The following is a 21,808-nucleotide window of genomic DNA, read 5'->3' as shown; positions in this document are numbered from 1 at the left end:
CCGGATCCTGCGCGGGCGGCCCGGGTCAGACTCCGAAACCGCCGTCGACGTCGAGCTTCTGCCCGGTGATGAACCCGGCCTGCGGGGAGGCCAGGAAACTGACTGCGGCCGCGATGTCATCGGCGGTGCCGAAGCGGCGCAGCGGGATGTTGCTCATCGCGGCGTCGAGCGCGCGCTGATCGAGGTCGCCGGATGCCATCAGGCGTGCCGACATGCCGTCCCACAGCATCCCCGGACCCACGGAGTTCACGCGCACGCCGAAGCGGCCCTCTTCAGCAGCCAGCCCCCTGGCCAGCGCCTCGACTCCGCCCTTGGGGGCGGCCGAAAGGCCATCGCGCAGCGGGTAGCGCCGCGTCGCGGCGCTCGTCACGACTGTCAGAGAGCCGGACGACTCGCGCAGCGCGGGGAGAAAAGCCGTCGCGACCGCGAAGAAGCCGACGAGATCTTCATCGACCTGTCGCGCGAACTGGGCGACGGGCACCTTCGAGAGGTGCACCATCGGCACATGTGGACCGGCCGAATGCACGACGGTGTGCACACCGCCGTGTCGGGAACTGAGATCGTCGGCCAGGGCGCGCGCAGTGCTGTCGTCGCGCACGTCGAGGTGGTGGGCCTCGACGCCGGACCCGAGTTCGTCCAGAAGGTCGTCCGGCCGGGTGGACCGGTAGGTGACTGCCACTTTGACGCCCTCGGCGACCAGCCGGCGCGCGACGGCGGCTCCGATGCCACCGCTGCCGCCTGTCACGACGGCGATGCCGGGTAGAGTGCGAAATTCCGGGGCTTGAGGGCTGCGAGTCGTGTCCATGACTCGGAATGTAACAGCTTGTCCGAACCGTTACCAAGCAATTGACCGGTTGGGCATTGCCCGAGTGCTCTCGGGTGTGATTTACTAAGCAAGCGTTTGGTCGCTCTACTCAACGATGAGAGGTACGGATATGCGAATCGGCAGACTCGCGGCAGCCGCCGCAGGGCTCGTGGTGTCGACGGTTGTGCTGGCTGGCTGCTCCGGCGGTGCGGGTGGCGACGAAGGTTCCGGCGGCGGTGAGAACGATCCGATCCAGGTGGTGGTCCTGGGTGGCCTGGGGGCAGAGGGCATCCTCGGCGACAACGCCACGACGGCGGTCACCGCTGCGCTGGCTTCGGTCGACGCCGTGAACGACATGGGCGGCATCCTCGACCGCGAGGTCGAGATCACCCACCTCGAAGACAACGCCGATCCGACGGTCGCTGTCACGAAGCTGCGCGAGTACATCGCCACCGAGGGGAAGCCCGATCTCGTCATGAACTCCGGACCCTCGACCATCACCGAGGCGATGCTGCCGATCCTCACGCAGAACAAGGTGTTCTCGTTCAACATCGGTCCGACCGCCACTTCCGGCGACCCGAAGGTCAACCCGTACAGCTTCGACCTGAGCGCCTCTGTTCCCGACTACCTGGGATCGTTCGTCGATGAGGTCGGTGCGCGCGGCTATGAGAAGGTCGCCGTGCTGCACGGATCCAGCGCCTACGGAGAGCTCTTCGGACAGCAGGCCGAGGAGATGCTGTCCGAGGAGGGCTTCGAGGTCACGGGCAACCAGGGCTTCGACAACGCCGCGCTGGACATGACTGCGCAGCTGTCCGCACTGAAGTCCGGTGATCCTGAGGTGCTCGTGCTCGACGCATACGGCGCTCCGCTCGGCTATGTGCTGCAGAGCCTCGAGAAGCTCGGCTGGGACATCCCCGTGATGGGGAACACCTCGGTCTCCGCGACGGGCCTCATCGCGCGTCCGGCACCGGACGGAGTGCTGGGAACCGACCAGGTGAAGAACCTGACGATGCAGGTGTACACCAGCACGCAGTACAACCCCGACGACACGGTCGTCAATGAAGCGGTCGAGCGCATGGTCGCCGCCGGGGACATCCGCTCCTCGCTCATCACTGCCTACAACTACGACTCGGTGCTGCTGTTCAAGGCCGCGGCGGAGAAGGCCGGTGGCGTCGACGACATCGATGCGCTCGTCACTGCGATGATCGATCCTGAGGTGCAGAAGTCCGCGGGCACCGCGATCCTCGGCAACTACGCCTTCACCGCCGATCTGCACAGTCCGCACGTCACACCCGACCAGTTCGCCTTCATCCCACCGGGCGAGCTCGTCAACGGCCAGTTCCAGCCCTGATGACAGCGGATTGACCGCTGTCGCCGACGGCTCGGATCTCGATTCGGATCCGAGCCGTCGGCACACCAAGCCCTAGATGTGATGGAAGGAACCCGACCGCAATGACCATCATCTGGTCCGGTCTCGCCCTGGGAGCGATCTACGCGCTCGTGGCGATCGGATACAACATCGTCTTCCTCTCTCAGAAGACCTTCAACTTCGCACAGGCCGCGCTGATGATGCTCGGTGCCTTCATGGCATACATGGGCATCGCGGTCATGGGCCTGCCCTGGTGGCTGGTGGCGCTCGTCTCCGCCGTCGTCATCGGTGCGATCGCGGCGCTCGAGGAGCGCATCGCCATCCGCCCCGTCAAGGATCCGCACAACCTGCTGGTCACGACTCTCGGCGCGTCCATCATCATGGAGGGCGTCGCTCAGGTGATCTGGGGCGGCGAGCCGAAGCGAGTCCCCTTCTTCATGGGGGACGAGGTCCTCACCTTCCTCGGCGGACGCGTGTATCCGGTCGAGCTGGCCCTGATCGTGCTGGTCATCGTGCTCGTGGTCGTGCTCACGCAGTACGCCAAGCGCAGCATGACGGGTATCGCGATGCTCGGCATGAGCGAGGATCGCGAGGCCGCCCAGCTCCGGGGTGTGAACGTGCGCCGCTTCGCGCTGATGGCCTTCATCTTCACCGGTGTGCTCGCAGGATTCCTCGGCGTCTTCATCGGCCCGAAGACCTATGCGGTCGCCACCTTGGGTGCATCACTCGCGCTCAAGGGTTTCGTCGTCCTCGCCATCGGCGGGTTCGGCTCGCTCGGGGGGACTCTGGTGGGAGGGTTGATCGTCGGGCTTGCCGAAGCTCTCGCGACGCGGTACATCGGTGCCGACTTCGCCGGGATCACGATCTTCCTCATCCTCATCGTGATTCTCATGGTCAAGCCGACGGGGCTGTTCACCCGTCGCGTGGAACGGACGGTGTGAAAATGTCGAAACTCTGGCTTCGGCTGCGTGCCGTCCCGGGCTGGATCTGGCCGCTGGCGTGCGGTGTGCTCCTGTTGCTGCTCCCGACGCTCGGGATGAACTACGCGGTCACTCGGCAGATCGAACTGACGCTGATCCTGGCGCTCATCGTCGTGGGGCTGAACCTGTCACTCGGATACGCCGGCGAGCTCGCCATGGGGCAGACCGCGATGTACGCGGCCGGCGCCTATGCGGCGGGCCTCTCCAACAAGGCCGGGGTCACCGACATCTGGCTGCAGATCCTGATCGGGGCGGGCGCGGCGCTCATCATCGGCCTCATCTCGGGCATCCCGGGACTGCGTCTGGGCAGCTGGTCGCTGGCGATGACCTCGTTCTTCCTCATCCTGATCGTCCCGGACGTCCTCTCGATCTTCAAGACCGACACCGGTGGCCGCAACGGTCTGGCCGGCATCATGCCGGCGACGTCTTTCGGTCAGATGATCGACGGGCAGACCTATTACCTCATCATCGTCAGCGTCACGATCGTGGTCTTCGCGCTCATGCGCAACCTGATCATGTCGGAGCACGGTACGGCGCTTCGGGTGCTGAAGCAGAGCCCGGTGCTCGCCTCAGCGATGGGCATATCGGTGTTCCGCGCCAAGCTCACCGCCTACGCGATCGGCGCACTTCCCGCGGGCGTCGCCGGTGCGCTGTTCGCCAACCTCGACCTGTTCATCTCGCCAGAGGCCTTCGCCTTCTCATTCGCGATGACCGTGCTCGCAGCCTCGATCTTCGGCGGCTCGGCGAGCATCTACGGCGCGCTGATCGGTGCCACCGTGCTGCAGTTCGGCATGAACCAGTCGACCAATTTCCAGCAGTACGGACTGATCATCTCCGGTGCTTTCCTGCTGATCGGCGGCGTCGCCTTCACGGGCGGCCTGGCCGGCCTCATCCGCAAGCTGGTCCGCAAGGCCGATATCGCAGCGAAGAAGAAGCAGCGCATCTCCGTCGAGCAGGCCGCCGCCGCGGAGGTGGAGCCGCTCCAGGGAGCGCACCTGCGCACAGCCGGGGTCTCGAAGGCGTTCGGCGGCAATCAGGCGCTCGCCGAAGTCTCGATCGATGCGGAGCCTGGACAGATCACGGCGATCATCGGTCCGAACGGTTCCGGCAAGACGACGCTGCTCAACATGATCTCCGGCTTCTACCGCACGGACGCGGGCGTCATCTCGCTCGATGACGCGGAGATCCAGGGGCTGCCTTCCTATCAGGTTGCGCGCGCGGGAGTCTCCCGCACCTTCCAGACGCCGAACGTGCCCGAGAAGCTGACGGTATTCGAGGCCGTCGAGGCTGGTCGCTACGCCGCGGGCAGGGCAGGCGTGCTGCCGTCGGTGCTGCGCCTGCCGTCGTACTGGCGCGAGCGTCGTGCCGACCGGCACGAGGCGGAGCGTGCACTCGCCCTCGTGGGTCTGAGCGAACATCGTGATGAGATGGCCGATTCGCTTCCCTTGGGCAACCGTCGCCTCCTCGAGGTGGCGCGCAGTCTGGTCAGCTCGCCGAAGGTGCTGCTGCTGGACGAGGTCGCGTCCGGACTGGACGAGGACGAGCTCGAAGTTCTCGAGCAGCTCGTCCGGCGTCTGCGCGATGCCGGGATGACGGTCATCCTGGTGGAGCACAATTTCCAGCTCGTGCTGCGCGTGGCGGATGACATCTACGTGCTCGCGCAGGGATCGGTGATGGCACACGGCACATCGGATGAGATCGAGAGCAATCCGCGTGTCATGGAGGAGTACCTCGGCGTGGCTGTCGAGGCGAGCGCGGCAGGAGGCGGCGACCATGAGTGAAGTGCTGCTGGAGGTGGCGAGCCTGAAGACCGGCTACGGAGATCTGACGGTCGTGCGGGACGTATCTCTCACCGTCCGCGCGGGTGAGATCACCGTGCTGCTGGGGCGCAACGGTGCGGGAAAGACCACCACGCTGCGCGCGATCACCGGGCTGAACAGGATGTCAGGGGGAAGTGTCTCTTACCTCGGTGAACCCCTGGCGGACGCGCCGCACAAACGCGTCGCGAAGGGTATCTCATACGTTCAGGAGGGCAAGAAGGTCTTCCGTGAGCTGACCATCGAGCAGAACCTCCTGCTGGGCGGGTTCTCGCGCAAGATGAGCAAGCGCGCCCTCGCGGATTCGGTCGAGGAGATCTACCAGCTGTTCCCGATCCTGGGCAGCAAGCGGGCGCTGCCGGCGGCGAGCATGTCGGGCGGACAGCAGCAGATGCTGGCGATCGGGCAGGCGCTGATGGCGAAGCCGAAGCTGCTCATCCTCGACGAGCCGAGTCAGGGACTCGCCCCCGTGATCGTCAAGGAGGTCATGGAGCGGGTCCACGAGCTGAAGAACACCGGGCTCGGGATCCTGCTCGTCGAGCAGGCCGTCCAGGAGTCGGTGGCCATCGCGGACGAGGTGTCGGTGATCGAGATGGGGCGCACGACGCTGCACGGTGCGGCCGCTGACATCACGATCGAGGATCTGCAGAACGCGTACTTCGGGGCCGCCGCCTGACGGCATCCCCGTGATCGCGCGAAGGGGAGGGGAGGAGCCGCGGCTCCTCCCCTCCCCTTCGCCTCGCGCAGATCAGGGCGTCGGCAGACCGGGCCGCGGCGGGTAGCCGATGACAGTGCGCTGCTCACGGCTGAACGCCGTCGTCACGCGGTGGCGGATGCGCCAGCGGCCGTCGACCCGTCGGTATGCGACGTCGTAATACCCCTGCATCGCGAGTCGCGGTGCGCCTGCGTCGGCGCCCCACGAACCGTGGAACTCGAGGTGGATGCGCGCCGTCGCGGTGTCGCCGTCGAAGGAGAGCTGCGGCAGGTGCAGGAAGTGGATGCCGTCGAACGGCGCCGTGCGGCAGTACTCAGCCAGCGCAGCCCTGCCCTGCACGAAGGTCACCGGGGGAGCGTCGTCCACCGGACGCGACTGGTAGATCCCGTCGTCGGTGAACAGCCCGCTCCACGTCGTGCCGTCGTGTTCGTCGAAGGACCGGGCGTACGTCGCTTCGAGCTCGATGATCTCGAGCCGGTCCTCCAGCGCCCGCAGACGCTCCTCGATGGTTGCGGTCATCGTGTCCTCTCCTCGGCGGCGATGCGTCGCACGCGGTCGCGTGCGCCATCGAACGGATCATCCGGTCCGCGGCTGCCCCGTGGGCCGTCGCCCTCCGGGTCGCGCAGACGGCCGGCATCCGATCTCGTCCACTGCCTGACCGCGATGCGCTCGACGATTCGCCAGCCCTCCGGATCGCGGCGCAGATGATCGAGATATTGGAAGCCGCTGGTGAAGTTCAGCGACTCATCGTCGCGAGGCGTTCCCCAGTGCACCGCGGTGCCGTAGGTCTCGGCGAAGGCGCGGTCACCGAGGAGCTCCACGAGGTGGTTGCCGACCAGGTGCATGCTGCCGTCGAACCCGGCTGTGCGCACGCGCAGCCAGGCGACATATTCGTCAGCCGGGCCGGAGAAGCCGGTGTGGTGGTCGACGCCGTCCCGGGCGTAGACGGCTCGGACGCCGTCGTAGTCGGCACGATCGACGGCCGAGCAGTAGCGCAGCACCAGATCGTGGATCTGCTGGCGGTCGGTGAGCTCCCCGAGCGCAGCGGCGTCGTCGGGCGCGCTCACGCCTGATCCGGCATGTTGGTCCAGCCCCGGCCGGCCGCCTTGCCGTACCACCCGGATGCCGCGAGCGTGCCCCCGTCGACCGGCACGGTGTGGCCGGTGATGAACGCCGCATCGTCAGAGGCGAGGAAAGCCACGACCCCCGCGAAGTCCTCAGGCCGGCCGAATCGGCCGAGCGGCAGCCAGGAGCGCAGCAGCGCCGGGTCGCGCCCGGCGAGCATCAGCTCCGCAGTGGTCTGCGGAGTGTCGGCGAGATCGGGAGCGATCGCGTTGACCCGGATGCCCGATGGTCCGAGTTCCACAGCGAGGCTCTTCGTGAACGCGGACACCCCCGCGTTGTACGCCGAGTACACGGCGTTGCCGGGAATGCCGCGGAACGCCTCGACGGTCGACACGTTGATGATGCTGCCCGCGCCGGCGGCGAGCATGCCGGGGAGCAGAGCGTGGGTGACCGTCAGCACGTGCCAGAGATTGATCTCATGCAGCCGGCGCCACTGTTCGGGCGGACTCTTCGCGAAGAACGACTTCGCGGGACGGAAGTCGCCGACGTTGTTGACCAGCACGTCGGCGTGACCGTGCTCCGCCTGCACATGCTGGGCGAGGCGCGTGACGGTCTCATCGGCGATGATGTCGCCGACCAGGACGGTGACGCTGCCTCCCGCCGCCTCGATCTCGGCCGCCGTGGCGGTCGCGGCCTCGCCGTCGACGTCGAGGAGGATGACATGGTCGCCATCGCCGGCGAATCGCCGGCTGATGCCGCCGCCGATGCCGAGTGCGCCGCCGGTCACCACGACCGTGCGCGGGTGCCGCTGAGGAACATCATTGTGACCCATGCGACAAACCTAGCATTTGGTTGGTACGATTGACAGGTCGCGCATCGAGGCGCCACGATCAAGGGAGACGGATGTGAGTCTGGCCATCGATTTCGCGGGTAGAGTCGTCGCGGTCACCGGCGGCGGCCGCGGAGTGGGCCGCGGCGTCGTGGAGGCGTTCCTCGCCGCCGGCGCCGATGTCGAGTTCTGCGGACGCACCGAACCGGAGCAGCTTCCGCAGCGCGGTGGGCGAGCCGCGCGGTTCACAGCCGTCGACGTCCGCAACGCTGCCCAGAACCAGGCATGGATCGCCGACATCGCAGCACGCCATGGACGCCTCGACGTGCTCGTCAACAATGTCGGAGGCTCGCCGTTCGGCCGCTTCGAGGCCGGATCGCCCCGGTACTTCCAGGCCATCACCGAGATCAACTTCCTCTCGGCGGCCGTTGCAACCAGTGCCGCCTTCGAGCACCTGCTCGCTACCGGCGGCAGCGTCATCAACATCACATCCATCAGCGCCAGACGCCCCAGCCCCGGCACCGCCATGTATGGCGCGGCCAAGGCGGCGCTGGAGAGCCTGACGCGCAGCCTCGCCGTCGAGTGGGCCCCTGAAGTCCGCGTGAACGCGGTCAGCAGCGGGCTCGTGGCCACCGAGAGCGCGGTGGATCACTACGGCACCGCCGAGCAGTACGCGCAGGTGGCGCGCACCATCCCGCGAGGGCGCATGGCTTCGCCCGATGAGCTCGGCAACGTCTGCGTCATGCTCGCCTCGCCGCTGTCGGCGCACGTCACCGGTGCGGTGATCCCTGTCGACGGCGGCGGCGAATGGCCGGCGTTCTTGAGCCACACCCCCAACGCGGACATCGTGCAGCAGGCCGACCGCGTGACCGACACCGGAGGAACCACAACATGACCGACGCCGTCATCGTCTCGGCCGCGCGCTCGCCCATCGGCCGCGCATTCAAGGGCTCGCTCAAGGACATGCGAGGCGACGACCTCGTCGTCCAGATGATCCAGGCGGCCATGGACGCGGTTCCAGGGCTGCACCACAACGAGATCGTCGACCTCATGCTCGGCTGTGCGCAGCCGGCGGGGCAGCAGGGATACAACATCGGCCGCATGGCTGCGCTGCAGCTCGGCTGGGACGACGTGCCCGGCACCACTGTCAATCGCTATTGCGCCTCGTCGCTGCAGACCACTCGCATGGCTTTCCACGCCATCAAGGCGGGAGAGGGCGATGTCTTCATCTCGGCCGGCGTTGAGACCGTCTCGCAGTTCGGCTCCGGCAAGTCCGACGGGATGCCGGACACGAAGAACCCGCGCTGGGCGGAGGGAGCCGCGCGCACCGCGCGCGACGCCGAGGACCCCTCATTCGTCTGGTCGGATCCGCGCGAGCGGGGCGAGCTGGCCGACATCTACATCTCAATGGGTGAGACCGCCGAGAACGTCGCCTCGTACCGCGGTGTCTCGCGGCGGGCCCAGGACGAGTGGGCGGTGCTCAGCCAGAACAGGGCGGAAGCGGCCATTGCCCGCGGATTCTTCGAAAAGGACATCACCCCGGTGCGCCTGACCGACGGCACCCTCGTCTCCCGTGACGACGGGCCTCGCGCCGGCGTCACCCTGGAGGGTGTCAGCACCATGCAGCCGGTGTTCCGTCCGCATGGCACGGTCACCGCAGCCAACTGCTGCCCCCTCAACGACGGCGCTGCAGCGCTCGTCATCATGAGCGACACCCGTGCCGCCGAACTCGGTCTCACCCCGCTCGCGCGCATCGTGTCGACCGGAGTCTCAGCGCTGTCGGCCGAGATCATGGGCCTCGGTCCCGTGCAGGCTGTCGAGCGTGCGCTGGCGAACGCCCGCATGTCCATCGGCGACATCGATATCCTCGAGATCAACGAGGCCTTCGCGGCCCAGGTCGTCCCGTCGATCGATGACATCGGCATCGACCCTGAGAAGGTCAATGTCAACGGTGGCGCGATCGCGCTCGGCCACCCGTACGGCATGACCGGTGCCCGCATCACCACCACGGCTATCAACGCACTGCGCGAGCGCGACGAGCAGTTCGCGGTCGAGACGATGTGCACGGCCGGCGGTCAGGGCATGGCGATGGTGCTCGAGCGCCTCAGCTGACGCTCCACGTCGCAGGAGAACGGCGGCGCCTCCTCGGAGGCACCGCCGTTTCTCCTGCTGTCGCGGGTGTCAGGCCTGCGCGCGCAGTTCCGACTTCAGGATCTTGCCCGGCGCATTGCGCGGGAAGTCCGAGACCAGGATGTACTCGCGGGGCACCTTGAAGTTCGCCAGATGCCGACGGCAGAACTCCTCCAGCTCTGCGGCGTCCGGGCGCGGTTCGGCGTTCTGCAGCAGCAGCACGTAGGCGCGGCCGACCGTTCCCAGCCGTGCGTCCTCTACCCCGATCACCGCGGACTCATTGACCGCAGGGTGCTTGCGCAGGACGTTCTCGATCTCGGCCGGGTAGACGTTGAAACCGCCCACGATGTACATGTCCTTCAGGCGATCGGTGACCTTGAGGCAGCCGTGCTCGTCGAGCTGGCCGACGTCGCCGGTGTGGAACCAGCCGTCGGAGTCGATCACGGCATCGGTCGACTCCTGATCCTCGAAGTAACCGAGCATGACGCTGTCGCCGCGCAGCAGGATCTCGCCGTCGGAGTCGATGCCCGCATCCTCGCCATTCTCGTCGACGACGCGGATCTCCATCCCCTCGACAGCGGGGCCGGTGGTCTGCGCCGCGTGCTCGAGCGACTCGCCGTAGCGCGACATCGTCGCCACGACGCACTCGGTGAGGCCGTACGCTTGCGCGACGGTCTTGAATCCGAGGATGTTCACCATGTCGTGGAAGAGGGTCGCGGGCGCCGCCGTCGCGCCGGCGATCGAGAACCGCAGCGAGGAAAGGTCGTATTCCGCCAGCCGGGGGTGGTCCAGCAGCGAAGTGAAGATCGTGGGCACGCCGGGCAGCACGCTGATGCGGGCACGCTGGATGAGCTCCAGCAGCACATCGGCGTCGAAGACGGCGAGAGGGTAGATCGTCGCTCCCGCCATCAGCGCCGAGATCATGCCGGCCTTGTATCCGAAACCGTGGAAGAACGGATTGACGATGGCGTAGCGGTCGTCGGCGACCAGCTCTGCACCCAGCGCCCAGGCGCGCGACACTGCCAGCGTTTGCCGGTGTGCGGTGAGCACGCCCTTGGGAACGCCGGTCGTGCCCGACGTGAACAGCACGTCCATGATGTCATCCGGGCGCACCGCCGCAGCGGCCTCGGTCACCGCCTGCTCGTCGACCTCGGCGCCCACTGCGAGGAAGTCGGCCCATGCGATGAGGTGCGCCTCACTGGAGCCGTCGAGTGTGACGACGGCGCGCAGGTGCGGCAGTCCGGGCATGCTCGCGCCCTCGTCGCCGCGCTCGGCCGCGGCGCTGCGCAGCGCATCGCTGTACGACTTGCCGAGGAATCCGTCGGCGAGCACCAGCCCGGAGGCCCGCGACCGCGCCAGGATCTCGGCGGCCTCGTGCCCCGTGTAGCGGGTGTTCAGCGGCACGACGGCGATGCCGACGTACTGTGCGCCGAGCATGGCGAGGATGAACTCGTAGCGGTTGGGCGCCCATAGCCCGATGCGGTCACCCGGCACGATCCCCTGCGCCAGATATGCGCGGGCCACCGAGCGCACACGGTGATGCAGATCGGCGTAGCCGATCGTCACCTCGCCGTCGACGATCGCCAGGTGGTCGCCGAGCGCGGCCTTGTCTTCGAGAAGCGCGGGCACTGTCTTGGCTGAAGAGATGGCCATAGGGGTCCTTTCCACTATCATGCGTACACTCCGACGCGTCGTTTCGGTAACCGGCGCCGGTCGTGCAAGATTGATCGAGCGCCCGAAGCGGCGCGTCGGTCGACTAAGGAGCAGCAATGGCACCAACCGTCCGCGGCGACCGGAACGAGCACTCCGACAGACGCGACCAGATCCTCACGATCGCCGCGCACCTCATCGCCAAGCAGGGCTACTCCGGCACGACGGTCCGCGACATCGCCGACGAGGCCGGCATCCTGTCTGGCAGTCTGTATCATCATTTCCCCTCCAAGGAGGCGATCCTGCAGGAGATCCTGCGCGGATTCCTTGAGCGACTCCTGGAGCGATTCGAGGGGATCGTCGCCGAGGGGCGCAGCCCGAGGGAGACCGTCGACAGCCTCGTTCAGCATGCCTTCGTCATCATCACGAGCCAGCCCGATGCGGTCGGCCTCTACCAGAACGAGCTGTCGTTCCTCACCGGTCAGGCCGGCTTCGAGTTCCTCGGTGAGAAGCGAGAACTCATCGAGGCGCTCTGGATCGATCAGCTGCGAGAGGGGCAGAAGGTGGGCGACTTCCGCGAGTCCCTCGATGTCGCGGTCGCCTACCGCTTCCTGCGCGACGCCATGTGGTCGACGGTCGGCTGGTATCGGCCGGGGCGCGGGCACTCCGTGGAGAGCCTCACGGCCACGTTCCTCGATCTTCTCCATCACGGCCTTCTCGCGGACTGATCCCGGTCAGTTCGCGACTTCCCGCGTGCGGGTGCCGCGAGGGTCGAGCACGTCTCGAATGAGGCGAAGCTCCTCGGCGTCGGGGGTGCGCGTGGGCGGAGCATCCTGGACGTCGAGGGCGAACCCGGTGGATTCGGCCAGCTCCTGCGGATCCACGCCTGGGTGGATCGAGCGCACCTTGACGGTGCCGTCGGCTGCGTAGTCGAGAACGGCCAGGTTCGTCACGATGACGCCGAGGTGGTGGTACTTCATGCCGGCGGCGCGCGCGCGGTCGTTGCCGACGCCGGATGCCATGTCGACCGACTCGACGAAGATGCGCGCACTGTGGCGCGCGACCCAGTAGTCGACCCGGTGATTGGCGGTGTTGCCCGGCACGCCCCGCACGCCGATCAGCTGCCGGGTCGGGCGCGACCAGTCGCCGATCAGCGAGATGTTCTGGTTGCCATGGCGGTCGATCTGGCTGGCCCCCATCATGCTCTGTCGTCGGCCGGAGGCGAGGATGTCGAACACACGCCGGAAGGGCGTCCATCCCTCGATGGAGGCTTCCTCCCGCTCGGGGTCGCCCGGCATCGGCGGGCCGCTGAGGAAGAAGGCCTCACCGTCGCTGAGCACCAGGTCGGGAGCCGAGGTGAGCTTGGCGAGGCGAGCGCCGAGCGCGGGGATGATTCCGACGGCGTGTGCGAGCACCTCACCGGATTCCAGGTAGGTGTCCGCGCAGGCCGCGATGCAGACCTCGGCGATGGTGGCATCGATGCTCATGACTCTCCTCGGTCGGCGTGGAACTGTGCGACGGCGGCGTGGTAGCCGTCTTCGTCCGTGCGCAGGAACGTCTGCTCGAAGTCCGCCCAGGCCTGCGGATCCTTGGCTGCGGTGGCGTAGTGGCGCTGGAAGGCCTCGTCGCGGTCGTAGTCCGGGACGCACGTGGTGAAGTGGGCGCCGCGCGGCGCCTCGACCACGGCCGAGGCGTACATGCGGCTGAACAGCAGAGTGTGGAAGCTCCCCTCGGAGAGCAGGTCCGAGGTGGGGACGATCTTCTCTGCGGAGACGATCGTGCGCTTGGCGGCCATGGCGAACAGGTCATCGAAGTAGGGATCGGGTCCGAGGTACTGCGCATTGCACTGCTCGTCCGAGCGGTTCATGTGCACCAGGGCGACGTCGATGTCGAACGCGGGCATGGCCACGTACTCCTCGGTGGAGTAGGGGGAGCGAACGGTGCGCAGATGCGGGTTCGCGGCCATGACGTCCGATCCGATGCCAGCACGGATCGGCAGGAAGTCGAGCCGTGCGCATGCCGCGCGCAGGCCTGCGACGAACATGCCCTCGTCGTACTCCTCGACCTCGATGACGCCCTTCTCACGCGCCTGAGTGAAGTTCGGGTCGAGTGGGATGCTGTCCAGCGAGACGAACCCGTAGATGAGGCGTCGCACCCGCCCCGCGGCTGCGAGCAGCCCGACGTCGGGGCCGCCGAAGGCGACCACGGTGAGGTCGGTGAGGTCGTCCCGGCGCAGGATCTCGCGCACCAGCGCCATGGGCTTGCGCCGCGACCCCCACCCGCCGATGCCGATGGTCATGCCGCTTTCCAGCCCGGCCACGGCCTCCTGCAGCGTCGTCCGCTTGTCCGTCATCGTCGCCCCTTCGCGCGAAACGCTAACCTAGCGCTTGTTTGGGAATCACAGTAGCATGTCGGGAAGTGACGACGGCAAGGGAGCTGTGATGGCTGAACAGGTGATGACGGATCATGTGATCGTGACCGGCGGCGCGAGCGGCATCGGCGACGCCGTCGCAGCCAGGCTGCTGGAGCGCGGGCTGCAGGTCACGGTCTTCGATCTCACGCCGAGCACCCGCGACGGCGTGCACTCCATCGCGGTCGACCTGTGCGACGAGCAGGCCGTCGAGGCGGCTGTCGCCGAGGCCTGGCAACGCGGTGCGGTCGGCGGGCTGGTCGCCTGCCACGGCATCCGGGGCGCATTCGTGCCGGCGCTGGAGATGGAGGTGGAGAGTCTGCGTCGCCAGTTCGACGTCCATGTCATCGGAACTTTCGCCGTCTCCCGCGCGCTGGTGCGCCGCATCGAGGGCGCGCCCGCATCGATCGTGCTCATCTCGTCCACCACCGCCTACCGCGGCTGGGCATCGCAGACCGACTACGGCACCGCCAAAGCGGCCGAGCGCCAGCTGATGGAGAACCTGGCCGTCGAATGGGCGCCACTCGGCGTGCGCGTCAACGCCGTCGCGCCCGGGCACACGCTCACTCCGATGGTGGAGAGCCTCGTCGCCGGCGGATACGACCTCTCCGCCGCCGTCGAGCGCACCCCGCGCGGGCAGCTGGCCGCGCCCGACGAGATCGCGGAGGCGGTGGTCTGGATGCTGCGCGACGCGACTCATGTGGTCGGGCAGTGCCTGGCCGTCGACGGCGGCTGGACGGTGGTGGGGAAGTGATCGCCACGCGCGCACTCGGAGACCTGCGCGTCTCGGCCATCGGCCTCGGCGCGATGACCATCACGCAGAGACCCGACGCCGACACCGAGCAGGGTGTGCGCACTGTCCATGCCGCCGTGGATGCTGGCATCACTCTGTTCGACACCGCTGACGCCTACGGACCGTCCAGCGAGATGGGGGTCAACGAGCGCGCACTGATCTCGGCGCTGCGCAGCCACCCCGATGCCCTCGATCGTGTCGTGATCATCACCAAGGGCGGGCACACGCGCGGTCCGGAGAGCACCTGGTGGGTGGATGGGACTCCGGAACATCTCGCCCGTGCGGCGCGCGACTCCGCGCACCGGCTCGGTCTCGACGCCCTGCCGCTGTTCCAGCATCACCGCCCCGATCCGACCGTGCCCTATGCCGAGTCGATGGGCGCCCTGCGTCAGCTGGTCGATGACGGCGTCGCTGCACGCGTCGGGGTGTCCAATGTGAACACGCAGCAGCTGCAGACCGCCATCGACATCCTCGGTGATGACCTGGTCAGCGTGCAGAACGAGTACTCCGTGACGCAGCGCGAGAACGATCCGGTGCTGCGCATGTGCGAGCGGAGCGGACTGGCGTTCTTCGCCTGGGGTCCCCTGGGCGGGCGTGCCGCGGCCAAGGGTGTGGGCGACACGGCGGACGCCGTCGCGCGGGTGGCGCAGCGGCACGATGTGAGTCCCCAGCGCGTCGCGCTGGCGTGGCTGCTGGAGCTCAGCCCGGCGATGATCCCCATCCCCGGCGCCAGCAGGCCCGAGAGCGTGCGCGATTCGGCCCGCGCGCCCGAGATCGTCTTCGACGACCTGGACCGCCGTCTTCTGGCATCCGTCGGCGATCAGCCGGAGGCGACGTCTGCGGTCGTCGTGCCGTGAGGGGCTTCGAGCAGCTCGACTCTGACGTCATCGGGACCGAGCACGTACACGTAGCGGAAGCCCTCCATCGGGCCCGAGGTCGCGGTCATCACCTCGGACAGCGCCCGATGACCGAGGTGTGCGGCCCTCGCCACGCCGGCCTCGATGTCGTCGACCACGATCGCCGGGTGCGCCGCCCCCGCATGACCGGTGTCCGGGTCGATCCGCCGCTCGCCGATGCCGCGGTACTCCGCGAGCTCCAGCATCACGCCGTCCGCGAGTCGGACGAAGCTGAGCAGGATCTCCGCCCCGGCGTGGCCGGTCGCGGCCTCGACCGCAGGGCCGCTCTTCACCAGCGGGCCTGTGACCGCGCCGCCCGTCACCCCCGCGTAGAACGCCAGGGCCCGTTCGGTGTCGCTCACAGTGATGCCGATGTGGTGGAAGGCTGTCATCAGAACTCCAAACAAGCGCTTGTCTAGTAGCCGACTATCCCGGAGGAATCCCATGAACGCAACACCCATCATCGACCTGACCGGAGTGGTCGCCGTCATCACCGGCGCGGCGGGCGGACAGGGCCGCTCGCACGCCGAGCTGTTCCACGCGCTCGGCGCCGACCTCGTGCTCACCGATCTCGACGGCGATGCTGTGGTCGCGTTCGCCGCGGAGTTCGGCGACCGCGCCGTCGGCATCGCACACGACGTGTCGTCCGCCGCGGCCTGGGCCGAAGTCGCCGAGGTCTCCTGCGCGCGCTTCGGTCGGGTCGACGTGCTCGTGAACAACGCCGGCTTCTGCCCCGAGGGGCCGCTGGCCGAGACTTCGGAGCAGGTCATCCGTCTCACGATCGACGTCAACCTCGTCGGGCCGATCCTCGGCGTGCAGGCGATGCAGCCCCTCATGGGAGAGGGAGCGTCGATCATCAACATCGCCTCGACCGCGGGTGTCGCCGGCTACGCCAACCGGGTGCCCTATTCGGCCTCGAAGTGGGGGCTGCGGGGGGTCTCGAAGTCGCTCGCTCGCGAGTTCACCGGCACGGGCATCCGCGTCAACACGATCTGCCCCGGCGCGATCGACACCCCGATGATGTCGGATGAGGCCCGCGCCGGCGTCGGGTTCATCTCGCGCATCCCGATCCCGCGCGCCGGGCGTCCCGAGGAGGTCTCGCGACTGGTCGCGTTCCTCGCGAGCGACGCGAGCAGCTACTGCACCGGCCAGGACTTCGTCATCGACGGCGGCCAGGTGGCATGATGCCCGCGTACGAGTTCGACGGCGTCACGCCGGTGGTCGATCCGACCGCGTTCGTCCACGAGACGGCGAGCCTCATCGGCGACGTGATCATCGGCCCCGGCTGCTACATCGGGCCGTTCGCGAGCCTGCGCGGTGACTTCGGGCGCATCATCGTCGGCGAGGGCTCGAACGTGCAGGACTCCTGCGTGATCCACGCGTTCCCCGGCGCGGACGCCGTGCTCGAGCCGAACAGTCACATCGGACACGCCGTCGTGCTGCACGGATGCCGCATCGGCTCCTACGCGCTGATCGGCATCGGATCGACCATCCTCGACGGTGCCGAGATCGGGGCGGATTCGCTGGTCGGCGCAGGTGCGGTCGTCACGGCCGGCACGGTCGTGCCGCCGGGATCGAAGGTGCTCGGAGCTCCGGCGAAGGTCCTCGGACCGCTCGACGACGAGGCGCTCGCCTGGAAGCGCAACGGCGTTCACCTCTACCAGCAGCTCGCCCAGCGCAGCCGCGAGACGCTGCGGCCGGCGACCCCGCTCACCCAGCCGGAGGAGCACCGTCGCCGCACGAGCTGGCATGAGGGCGCCGCGATCCCGTTGCACCAGCGGCGGGCGGCGGCAGGGCGATGACTTCACCCGATCACGACGACTGGTGGGCGATCACGCGCGTGATCGCCCACTACGCGCGGTTCGCCGACGAGCGGCGATTCGACGAGATGGTCGGGCTGTTCGTGCCGGATGGTCGCATGCTGCTGTTCCGGCCGCGCGCGCAGGATCCCGCCGAGGCCCCGCAGGGACGCGACGAGTTGATCGCCGCCTTCGGCGCGCTCACCGACTTCGAGACCACCGGGCACGTGCTCGCTCCCAGCCTCGTCGAGGTCGACGGTGACGTCGCCCACGCCTACACGCGCTGCATGGCTCACCACATCAGCGAGACGCCTGAGGGGCGGGTGCGCTTCACGCTCGCGGATCGCTACGACGATGACCTCGTCCGCACGGACGACGGCTGGATGTTCCGGGAGCGGCGCAAGTACACGGACTGGACCGAGACCACACCGCTCCGGCGGTGACACGCTCGCTCAGAGCCGCGCGAGCGCCCACTCCTCGGCGCGCTCGCGCTGCTCGCGGGCGGTCCCCAGCAGCTGCCCCAGCGCATGTGCGCGCTTGAAGATCAGGTGCGCGTCGTGCTCCCAGGTGATGGCGATGCCGCCGTGCAGCTGGATGGTCTCCGATGCGATGTGCGCCAGCGATTCGGAGCAGGTCGCCTTCGCGATCGCCGCGAGGCGGAGCCGGTCGTCCGCGCCGGACGCGAGGGCGTCGGATGCTGCGCGTGAGGCGGTGCGGGCGATCTCGGCCTGCACGTGCATGTCGGCCAGACGGTGCTTGATCGCCTGGAACGAGCCGATCTGGCGGCCGAACTGTACGCGCTGCAGCGAGTACTCGACGGTCATCTCGAGGCCACGTGCGGCGGTTCCCGCCTGCACGGCGCTGATCGCCGCGAGCGCCAGGGCGCGCACGGTCTCGATGACCTCAGCATCCGCGGCACCCAGCGGTCGTGCCGCGACGCCGTCGAAGCGCAGCGTGACCAGACGCAGCGTCAGATCCAGCGTCGGCACGTCCTCGCGGACCACCGCATCCGCATCGACGACCTCGAACAGGCGAGGGCCCGCGGCGGTCTCGGCGATCACCAGCAGCAGGTCGGCGGTCGCGCCGTCGAGCACGAAGCCGCTGGCGCCGGTGAGGGTCCAGCCGCCGTCGTCCGCGGCGGTCACGCCGGCGGCGAATCGGCCGTTCTCGTCGGCCCAGGCGAGTGCGGCCGACGACGTGCCCTCGGCGATGCCGGGCAGCAGCCGGGCGCAGGCGTCGTCGTCACCAGAGGCGAGGATCGCCTGCGCGGCGATCGCCACCGAGCCGAGGTAGGGGGAGGGAGCCAGCGCTCGGCCGATCTCCTCGAGCACCAGCTGCTGCTCGCGCACCGTGAACCCGGCTCCGCCGTACTCCTCCGGGATGGCCATGCCGGCGATCCCGACCTCTTCGCACAGCAGGCGCCACAGGTCGACGTCGAAGCGCTCGGCGCTCGCGATCGCGCGGCGCGTGGCCGCGCCGTCGGCACGCTGCTGCAGGATGTCGCGGACGAGCGCCACGAGCTCCTGCTGATCCTCATCGGGTTCGAACGACATCACTGCTCCTTCGACAGCAGATCGGCGGCGATCCGCGCGCGGTGCGCGGCCGGCGTGCCCCACACGCCCGACAGCGCGGGGGCGAGACCGAGCCAGATGCGCAGGGTGTGCTCGGCGGTGTAGCCGATGGCCCCGTGCACCTGCAGCGAGACGCGGGCGGCCAGCACCGCCGCCTCGGAGGCCGAGATCTTGGCGGCGGAGACCGCGCGGTCGGCGTCTGCCTCCGAGGCGCGCAGCGCGGCGTTCCACACCAGCGGGCGAGCGAAGCTCAGCGCCACGCGCACGTCCGCGAGCTGGTGCTTGAGCGCCTGGAACTCGCCGATCGGGCGACCGAACTGCTCGCGGACCTTCGCGTACGAGACGGCCTCCTCCAGCATCCGCTCTCCGGCGCCGACGAGCATCGCGGCGGCGGCGAGGGAAGCTTCGTTGAGTGCCGTTGCGAGCGCGGCGGGGTCGAGCGGCGTGCCGTCGCCCTCGGGCGACAGGCGGGCCGGGCGGCGGGTCGGCGCGACCGATTCGAGCTCCTCCGTGACCGAGCCCTGGTGCAGGGCGCCGTCGCGGACGAGGTAGCACTGCGCGGCGACGCCGGCGTCGAGGGCCGCGGGTGCGACGCCGTCGACGGATGCCGTCGCGATGGCGCCGGCTGCCAGTTCGCCGCGCGTGTCGGCGTCGACGAGTCCGGGCAGCAGCGCGACCGACTCGAGGTAGGGGCCGGGGACGCCGTGGTAACCGAGTCGCTCGAACACGACGACGAGGTCGCTCAGGCTGCCGCCGAATCCGCCCTCGTCCTCGGGGATGCGCAGTCCGAGCAGTCCGAGCTCGGCGAACTGCTCCCAGAGTGCGAGACCCGGTGCGGTGTCGCCGTCGGCCCAGGCGCGTGCGACGTCCGCACCGCCGGCACCCTCGACGATGTCATCGATCGCCTCGGCGAACGCGATCTGTTCTTCTGTGGGCAGGAACCTCATCAGGCGCGCCTTCCGTCTCCGCCGCGGGGGAGCCCGAGGATCCGCTCCGCGATGATGTTTCGCTGTACCTCGTTCGTGCCCGCGTAGATCGGGCCGGCGAGGGAGAACTGGTAGTCGTCCACCCAGCGTCCGCCGTCCACGGCGGACGCGCCGCGCAGCTCGCCTTCAGGACCGAGGATGCGCAAGGCCGCCTCGTGGATGCGCACGTCGAGCTCCGACCAGAACACCTTGTTGATGCTGCCCTCGGCGCCGACGGAGCCGCCCTCGAGCAGGGTGCTGACGGTCTGCCAGGTGAACAGGCGGTACGCCTCGGCGCCGATCCAGGCGTCGACGACCGCGTCGTCCTCGTGGCGCTGCTGCTGCGTGTTCTGCAGGTCGATGAGTCGCTCGGCGGCGGCCATGAACCGTCCCGGCGCGCGCAGCGAGAGGCCGCGCTCGTTGCCCGCGGTGCTCATCGCCACACGCCACCCGTCTCCGGGGGCGCCGAGCACGTCCTCATCGGGCACGAACACGTCGTCGAAGAAGATCTCGGCGAATCCGGTGGTGCCGTCCAGCTGAGCGATCGCGCGGACGGTGATGCCCTCCGCGTCCATCGGGAAGAGGAAGTAGGTGAGACCGCGGTGACGCTGCGCGTCGGGGTCCGAGCGGAACAGCCCGAAGCCGCGATCGGCCCAGACGGCCCGCGAGCTCCAGATCTTCTGCCCGTTGAGCACCCAGCCGCCGCGCTCGTCGTCGCGCCGAGCCGTGCTCCGGATCGCCGCCAGGTCGCTGCCGGCCCCCGGCTCCGACCAGGCCTGCGCCCAGATCAGCGAGCCGTCGGTCATCGGGCTCAGGTAGCGCTCGTGCTGTTCCGGCGTGCCGTGCTCGAACAGGATCGGGGCGAGCAGCGAGATGCCGTTCTGTGCGACGCGCGTGGGGGCGCCGGCGAGGTAGTACTCCTGCTCGAAGAGCACCCACTCGGTGATGCCGACGTCGCGCCCGCCGTACTGCTCGGGCCACGACACGACCGACCAGCGGCCCTCCGCCAGCTTCGCCTCCCACTCGCGGTGGGCTGCGAAGCCCGCCTCGGTGTCCATCGAGGGCAGCGGGGTCTTCGGGGTGTTCTCGGCGAGCCAGGCGCGCGCCTCGGCGGCGAACGCCTCCTGCTCGGGGGTGAGATCGAGATTCATCGTGCGGCTCCGTCCGACGTGTCTGCCTTGATCGACTTCACGTCGACGCCGCCGAGCGAGTCGCCGCCGACCTCGGCGTTGTGGGCGTGGGCGGCGTGGTGCAGCCCGAACACCGAGTCCATGCCGGCACGCATGCCCTGCAGGTCCTCGGCCTGGTTGACGGCCTTCTTGGCGAGTGCGAGGCCCAGCCGCGGCATCCGGGAGATGCGCTCGGCGAGTTCCAGCGTGCGCTGCTCCAGCTCATCGAGCGGGACGACGTGGTTGACCATGCCCAGCTCGTGGGCGCGCGCAGCGGGCATCCGATCGCCGGTGTAGAGCATCTCCTTCGCCGCCCGCGGGTTGGTGACCCACGGGTGTGCGAAGTACTCCACGCCGGGGATGCCCATCGACACCACCGGGTCCTGGAAGAACGCGTCGTCGGCGGCGACGATGAAGTCGCACGACCACGCGAGCATCAGGCCGCCGGCGATGCAGGCGCCCTGCACCATCGCGATGACGGGCTTCGGGATCTCGCGCCACCGTCGGCACATGCCGAGGTAGACCTCAGACTCGCGGGCGAAGCGCGAGTCGACGCCCTGGGCGCCGACGTGGTCCCACCAGATCACGGCCTTGCGCTCGAAGGTCTGGTCGATGTCGCGCTCAGGAGTGCCGATGTCGTGGCCGGCACAGAAGTGCTTGCCGTTGCCGCCCAGCACGATCACCTTCACCGCGTCATCGTCGACGGCGCGCGTGAAGGCGGCGTCGAGCGCGTAGGTGACTTTGGAGTTCTGGGCGTTGCGATACTGGGGGCGGTTCAACCGGATGATCGCGGTCGATCCGCTCACCTCGTAGGTGACCACGGCGTCGTCGGTCTCGACGGTCAT

The 21,808-nt window shown here is 68.6% G+C and carries 24 protein-coding genes; 12 read left to right on the top strand and 12 right to left on the bottom strand.

Annotated features, from left to right (window positions below; translation table 11 throughout):
• Positions 1–25: 25 nt before the first annotated feature.
• The gene (locus WDU99_RS05680; RefSeq protein WP_337331473.1) at positions 26–805 is read right to left on the bottom strand and encodes an SDR family NAD(P)-dependent oxidoreductase; all 780 of its coding nucleotides are present in this window, start codon (positions 803–805) and stop codon (positions 26–28) included.
• A gap of 130 nt (positions 806–935) precedes the next feature.
• Between WDU99_RS05680 and WDU99_RS05675 the strand changes: the two genes are divergently transcribed.
• The 4 genes from WDU99_RS05675 to WDU99_RS05660 all read left to right on the top strand — a co-directional run bounded on the left by WDU99_RS05675 (position 936) and on the right by WDU99_RS05660 (position 5,647).
• A complete protein-coding gene (locus WDU99_RS05675) occupies positions 936–2,156 on the top strand; it encodes an ABC transporter substrate-binding protein (protein WP_337331472.1) in 1,221 nt (406 codons plus the stop codon).
• Between the two features lie 101 nt (positions 2,157–2,257).
• Entirely contained in the window at positions 2,258–3,115 is an 858-nt protein-coding gene (locus WDU99_RS05670; RefSeq protein ID WP_337331471.1) for a branched-chain amino acid ABC transporter permease, read from the top strand.
• Between the two features lie 2 nt (positions 3,116–3,117).
• Positions 3,118–4,935, top strand: coding sequence for a branched-chain amino acid ABC transporter ATP-binding protein/permease (locus tag WDU99_RS05665; protein WP_337331470.1), 1,818 nt, complete (start codon positions 3,118–3,120; stop codon positions 4,933–4,935).
• A complete protein-coding gene (locus WDU99_RS05660; RefSeq protein ID WP_337331469.1) occupies positions 4,928–5,647 on the top strand; it encodes an ABC transporter ATP-binding protein in 720 nt (239 codons plus the stop codon). Before WDU99_RS05665 ends, WDU99_RS05660 begins: the two co-directional genes overlap by 8 nt.
• 72 nt (positions 5,648–5,719) lie before the next feature.
• Here the strand turns inward: WDU99_RS05660 and WDU99_RS05655 are convergent, their stop codons facing one another.
• The 3 genes from WDU99_RS05655 to WDU99_RS05645 are packed head-to-tail and all read right to left on the bottom strand — an operon-like array spanning position 5,720 to position 7,583.
• Positions 5,720–6,205, bottom strand: coding sequence for a nuclear transport factor 2 family protein (locus WDU99_RS05655; protein ID WP_337331468.1), 486 nt, complete (start codon positions 6,203–6,205; stop codon positions 5,720–5,722).
• On the bottom strand, positions 6,202–6,753 hold the full coding sequence (locus WDU99_RS05650) for a nuclear transport factor 2 family protein (protein WP_337331467.1): 552 nt from the start codon (positions 6,751–6,753) through the stop codon (positions 6,202–6,204). Before WDU99_RS05650 ends, WDU99_RS05655 begins: the two co-directional genes overlap by 4 nt.
• Complete coding sequence (locus WDU99_RS05645; RefSeq protein WP_337331466.1) at positions 6,750–7,583, bottom strand: SDR family NAD(P)-dependent oxidoreductase; 834 nt, start codon at positions 7,581–7,583, stop codon at positions 6,750–6,752. The genes WDU99_RS05650 and WDU99_RS05645 overlap by 4 nt, the downstream gene beginning before the upstream one ends.
• Positions 7,584–7,656: 73 nt before the next feature.
• Here WDU99_RS05645 and WDU99_RS05640 point away from each other — a divergent pair, with 73 nt between their 5' ends.
• Complete coding sequence (locus WDU99_RS05640) at positions 7,657–8,475, top strand: SDR family oxidoreductase (protein WP_337331465.1); 819 nt, start codon at positions 7,657–7,659, stop codon at positions 8,473–8,475.
• Positions 8,472–9,692, top strand: coding sequence for an acetyl-CoA C-acetyltransferase (locus WDU99_RS05635; protein WP_337331464.1), 1,221 nt, complete (start codon positions 8,472–8,474; stop codon positions 9,690–9,692). The genes WDU99_RS05640 and WDU99_RS05635 overlap by 4 nt, the downstream gene beginning before the upstream one ends.
• Before the next feature lie 69 nt (positions 9,693–9,761).
• Here WDU99_RS05635 and WDU99_RS05630 read toward each other — a convergent pair whose 3' ends face one another.
• Positions 9,762–11,363 carry an AMP-binding protein gene (locus tag WDU99_RS05630; RefSeq protein WP_337331463.1) on the bottom strand — a complete coding sequence of 534 codons (1,602 nt, stop codon included), beginning with the start codon at positions 11,361–11,363 and terminating at the stop codon, positions 9,762–9,764.
• A gap of 116 nt (positions 11,364–11,479) precedes the next feature.
• Between WDU99_RS05630 and WDU99_RS05625 the strand changes: the two genes are divergently transcribed.
• Positions 11,480–12,088: a TetR/AcrR family transcriptional regulator gene (locus WDU99_RS05625; RefSeq protein ID WP_337331462.1), complete on the top strand. Its 609-nt coding sequence runs from the start codon at positions 11,480–11,482 to the stop codon at positions 12,086–12,088.
• Positions 12,089–12,094: 6 nt separating this feature from the next.
• Here the strand turns inward: WDU99_RS05625 and WDU99_RS05620 are convergent, their stop codons facing one another.
• Positions 12,095–12,847 carry a CoA-transferase subunit beta gene (locus WDU99_RS05620; RefSeq protein ID WP_337331461.1) on the bottom strand — a complete coding sequence of 251 codons (753 nt, stop codon included), beginning with the start codon at positions 12,845–12,847 and terminating at the stop codon, positions 12,095–12,097.
• A complete protein-coding gene (locus tag WDU99_RS05615) occupies positions 12,844–13,713 on the bottom strand; it encodes a CoA transferase subunit A (RefSeq protein WP_337331460.1) in 870 nt (289 codons plus the stop codon). The genes WDU99_RS05620 and WDU99_RS05615 overlap by 4 nt, the downstream gene beginning before the upstream one ends.
• 88 nt (positions 13,714–13,801) lie before the next feature.
• On the opposite strand from WDU99_RS05615, the gene WDU99_RS05610 reads away from it, so the two are divergent.
• Positions 13,802–14,524 carry an SDR family NAD(P)-dependent oxidoreductase gene (locus WDU99_RS05610; protein ID WP_337331459.1) on the top strand — a complete coding sequence of 241 codons (723 nt, stop codon included), beginning with the start codon at positions 13,802–13,804 and terminating at the stop codon, positions 14,522–14,524.
• The gene (locus tag WDU99_RS05605; protein ID WP_337331458.1) at positions 14,521–15,420 is read left to right on the top strand and encodes an aldo/keto reductase; all 900 of its coding nucleotides are present in this window, start codon (positions 14,521–14,523) and stop codon (positions 15,418–15,420) included. The genes WDU99_RS05610 and WDU99_RS05605 overlap by 4 nt, the downstream gene beginning before the upstream one ends.
• Here the strand turns inward: WDU99_RS05605 and WDU99_RS05600 are convergent.
• On the bottom strand, positions 15,384–15,851 hold the full coding sequence (locus WDU99_RS05600) for a VOC family protein (RefSeq protein ID WP_337331457.1): 468 nt from the start codon (positions 15,849–15,851) through the stop codon (positions 15,384–15,386). The two genes, WDU99_RS05605 and WDU99_RS05600, sit on opposite strands and share 37 nt — an antisense overlap.
• Before the next feature lie 52 nt (positions 15,852–15,903).
• Between WDU99_RS05600 and WDU99_RS05595 the strand changes: the two genes are divergently transcribed.
• From WDU99_RS05595 to WDU99_RS05585, 3 genes are read left to right on the top strand one after another with little or no spacing between them, the layout of a single operon-like run.
• Complete coding sequence (locus WDU99_RS05595) at positions 15,904–16,644, top strand: SDR family NAD(P)-dependent oxidoreductase (protein ID WP_337331456.1); 741 nt, start codon at positions 15,904–15,906, stop codon at positions 16,642–16,644.
• Positions 16,644–17,261 carry a gamma carbonic anhydrase family protein gene (locus WDU99_RS05590; RefSeq protein WP_337331455.1) on the top strand — a complete coding sequence of 206 codons (618 nt, stop codon included), beginning with the start codon at positions 16,644–16,646 and terminating at the stop codon, positions 17,259–17,261. Before WDU99_RS05595 ends, WDU99_RS05590 begins: the two co-directional genes overlap by 1 nt.
• On the top strand, positions 17,258–17,701 hold the full coding sequence (locus WDU99_RS05585; protein ID WP_337331454.1) for a nuclear transport factor 2 family protein: 444 nt from the start codon (positions 17,258–17,260) through the stop codon (positions 17,699–17,701). The genes WDU99_RS05590 and WDU99_RS05585 overlap by 4 nt, the downstream gene beginning before the upstream one ends.
• Positions 17,702–17,710: 9 nt before the next feature.
• Here WDU99_RS05585 and WDU99_RS05580 read toward each other — a convergent pair whose 3' ends face one another.
• Genes WDU99_RS05580 through WDU99_RS05565 form a run of 4 tightly spaced genes read right to left on the bottom strand, consistent with a single transcriptional unit; the run spans position 17,711 to position 21,808 of the window.
• Entirely contained in the window at positions 17,711–18,811 is a 1,101-nt protein-coding gene (locus WDU99_RS05580) for an acyl-CoA dehydrogenase family protein (protein WP_337331453.1), read from the bottom strand.
• A complete protein-coding gene (locus WDU99_RS05575) occupies positions 18,811–19,776 on the bottom strand; it encodes an acyl-CoA dehydrogenase family protein (protein ID WP_337331452.1) in 966 nt (321 codons plus the stop codon). The genes WDU99_RS05580 and WDU99_RS05575 overlap by 1 nt, the downstream gene beginning before the upstream one ends.
• Entirely contained in the window at positions 19,776–20,945 is a 1,170-nt protein-coding gene (locus tag WDU99_RS05570) for an acyl-CoA dehydrogenase family protein (protein WP_337331451.1), read from the bottom strand. The genes WDU99_RS05575 and WDU99_RS05570 overlap by 1 nt, the downstream gene beginning before the upstream one ends.
• A complete protein-coding gene (locus WDU99_RS05565) occupies positions 20,942–21,808 on the bottom strand; it encodes an enoyl-CoA hydratase (protein WP_337331450.1) in 867 nt (288 codons plus the stop codon). Before WDU99_RS05565 ends, WDU99_RS05570 begins: the two co-directional genes overlap by 4 nt.

This window comes from Microbacterium bandirmense (genome assembly GCF_037204185.1).
GTDB lineage: Bacteria > Actinomycetota > Actinomycetes > Actinomycetales > Microbacteriaceae > Microbacterium > Microbacterium bandirmense.
This window is presented reverse-complemented; position numbering and strand designations above follow the sequence as displayed.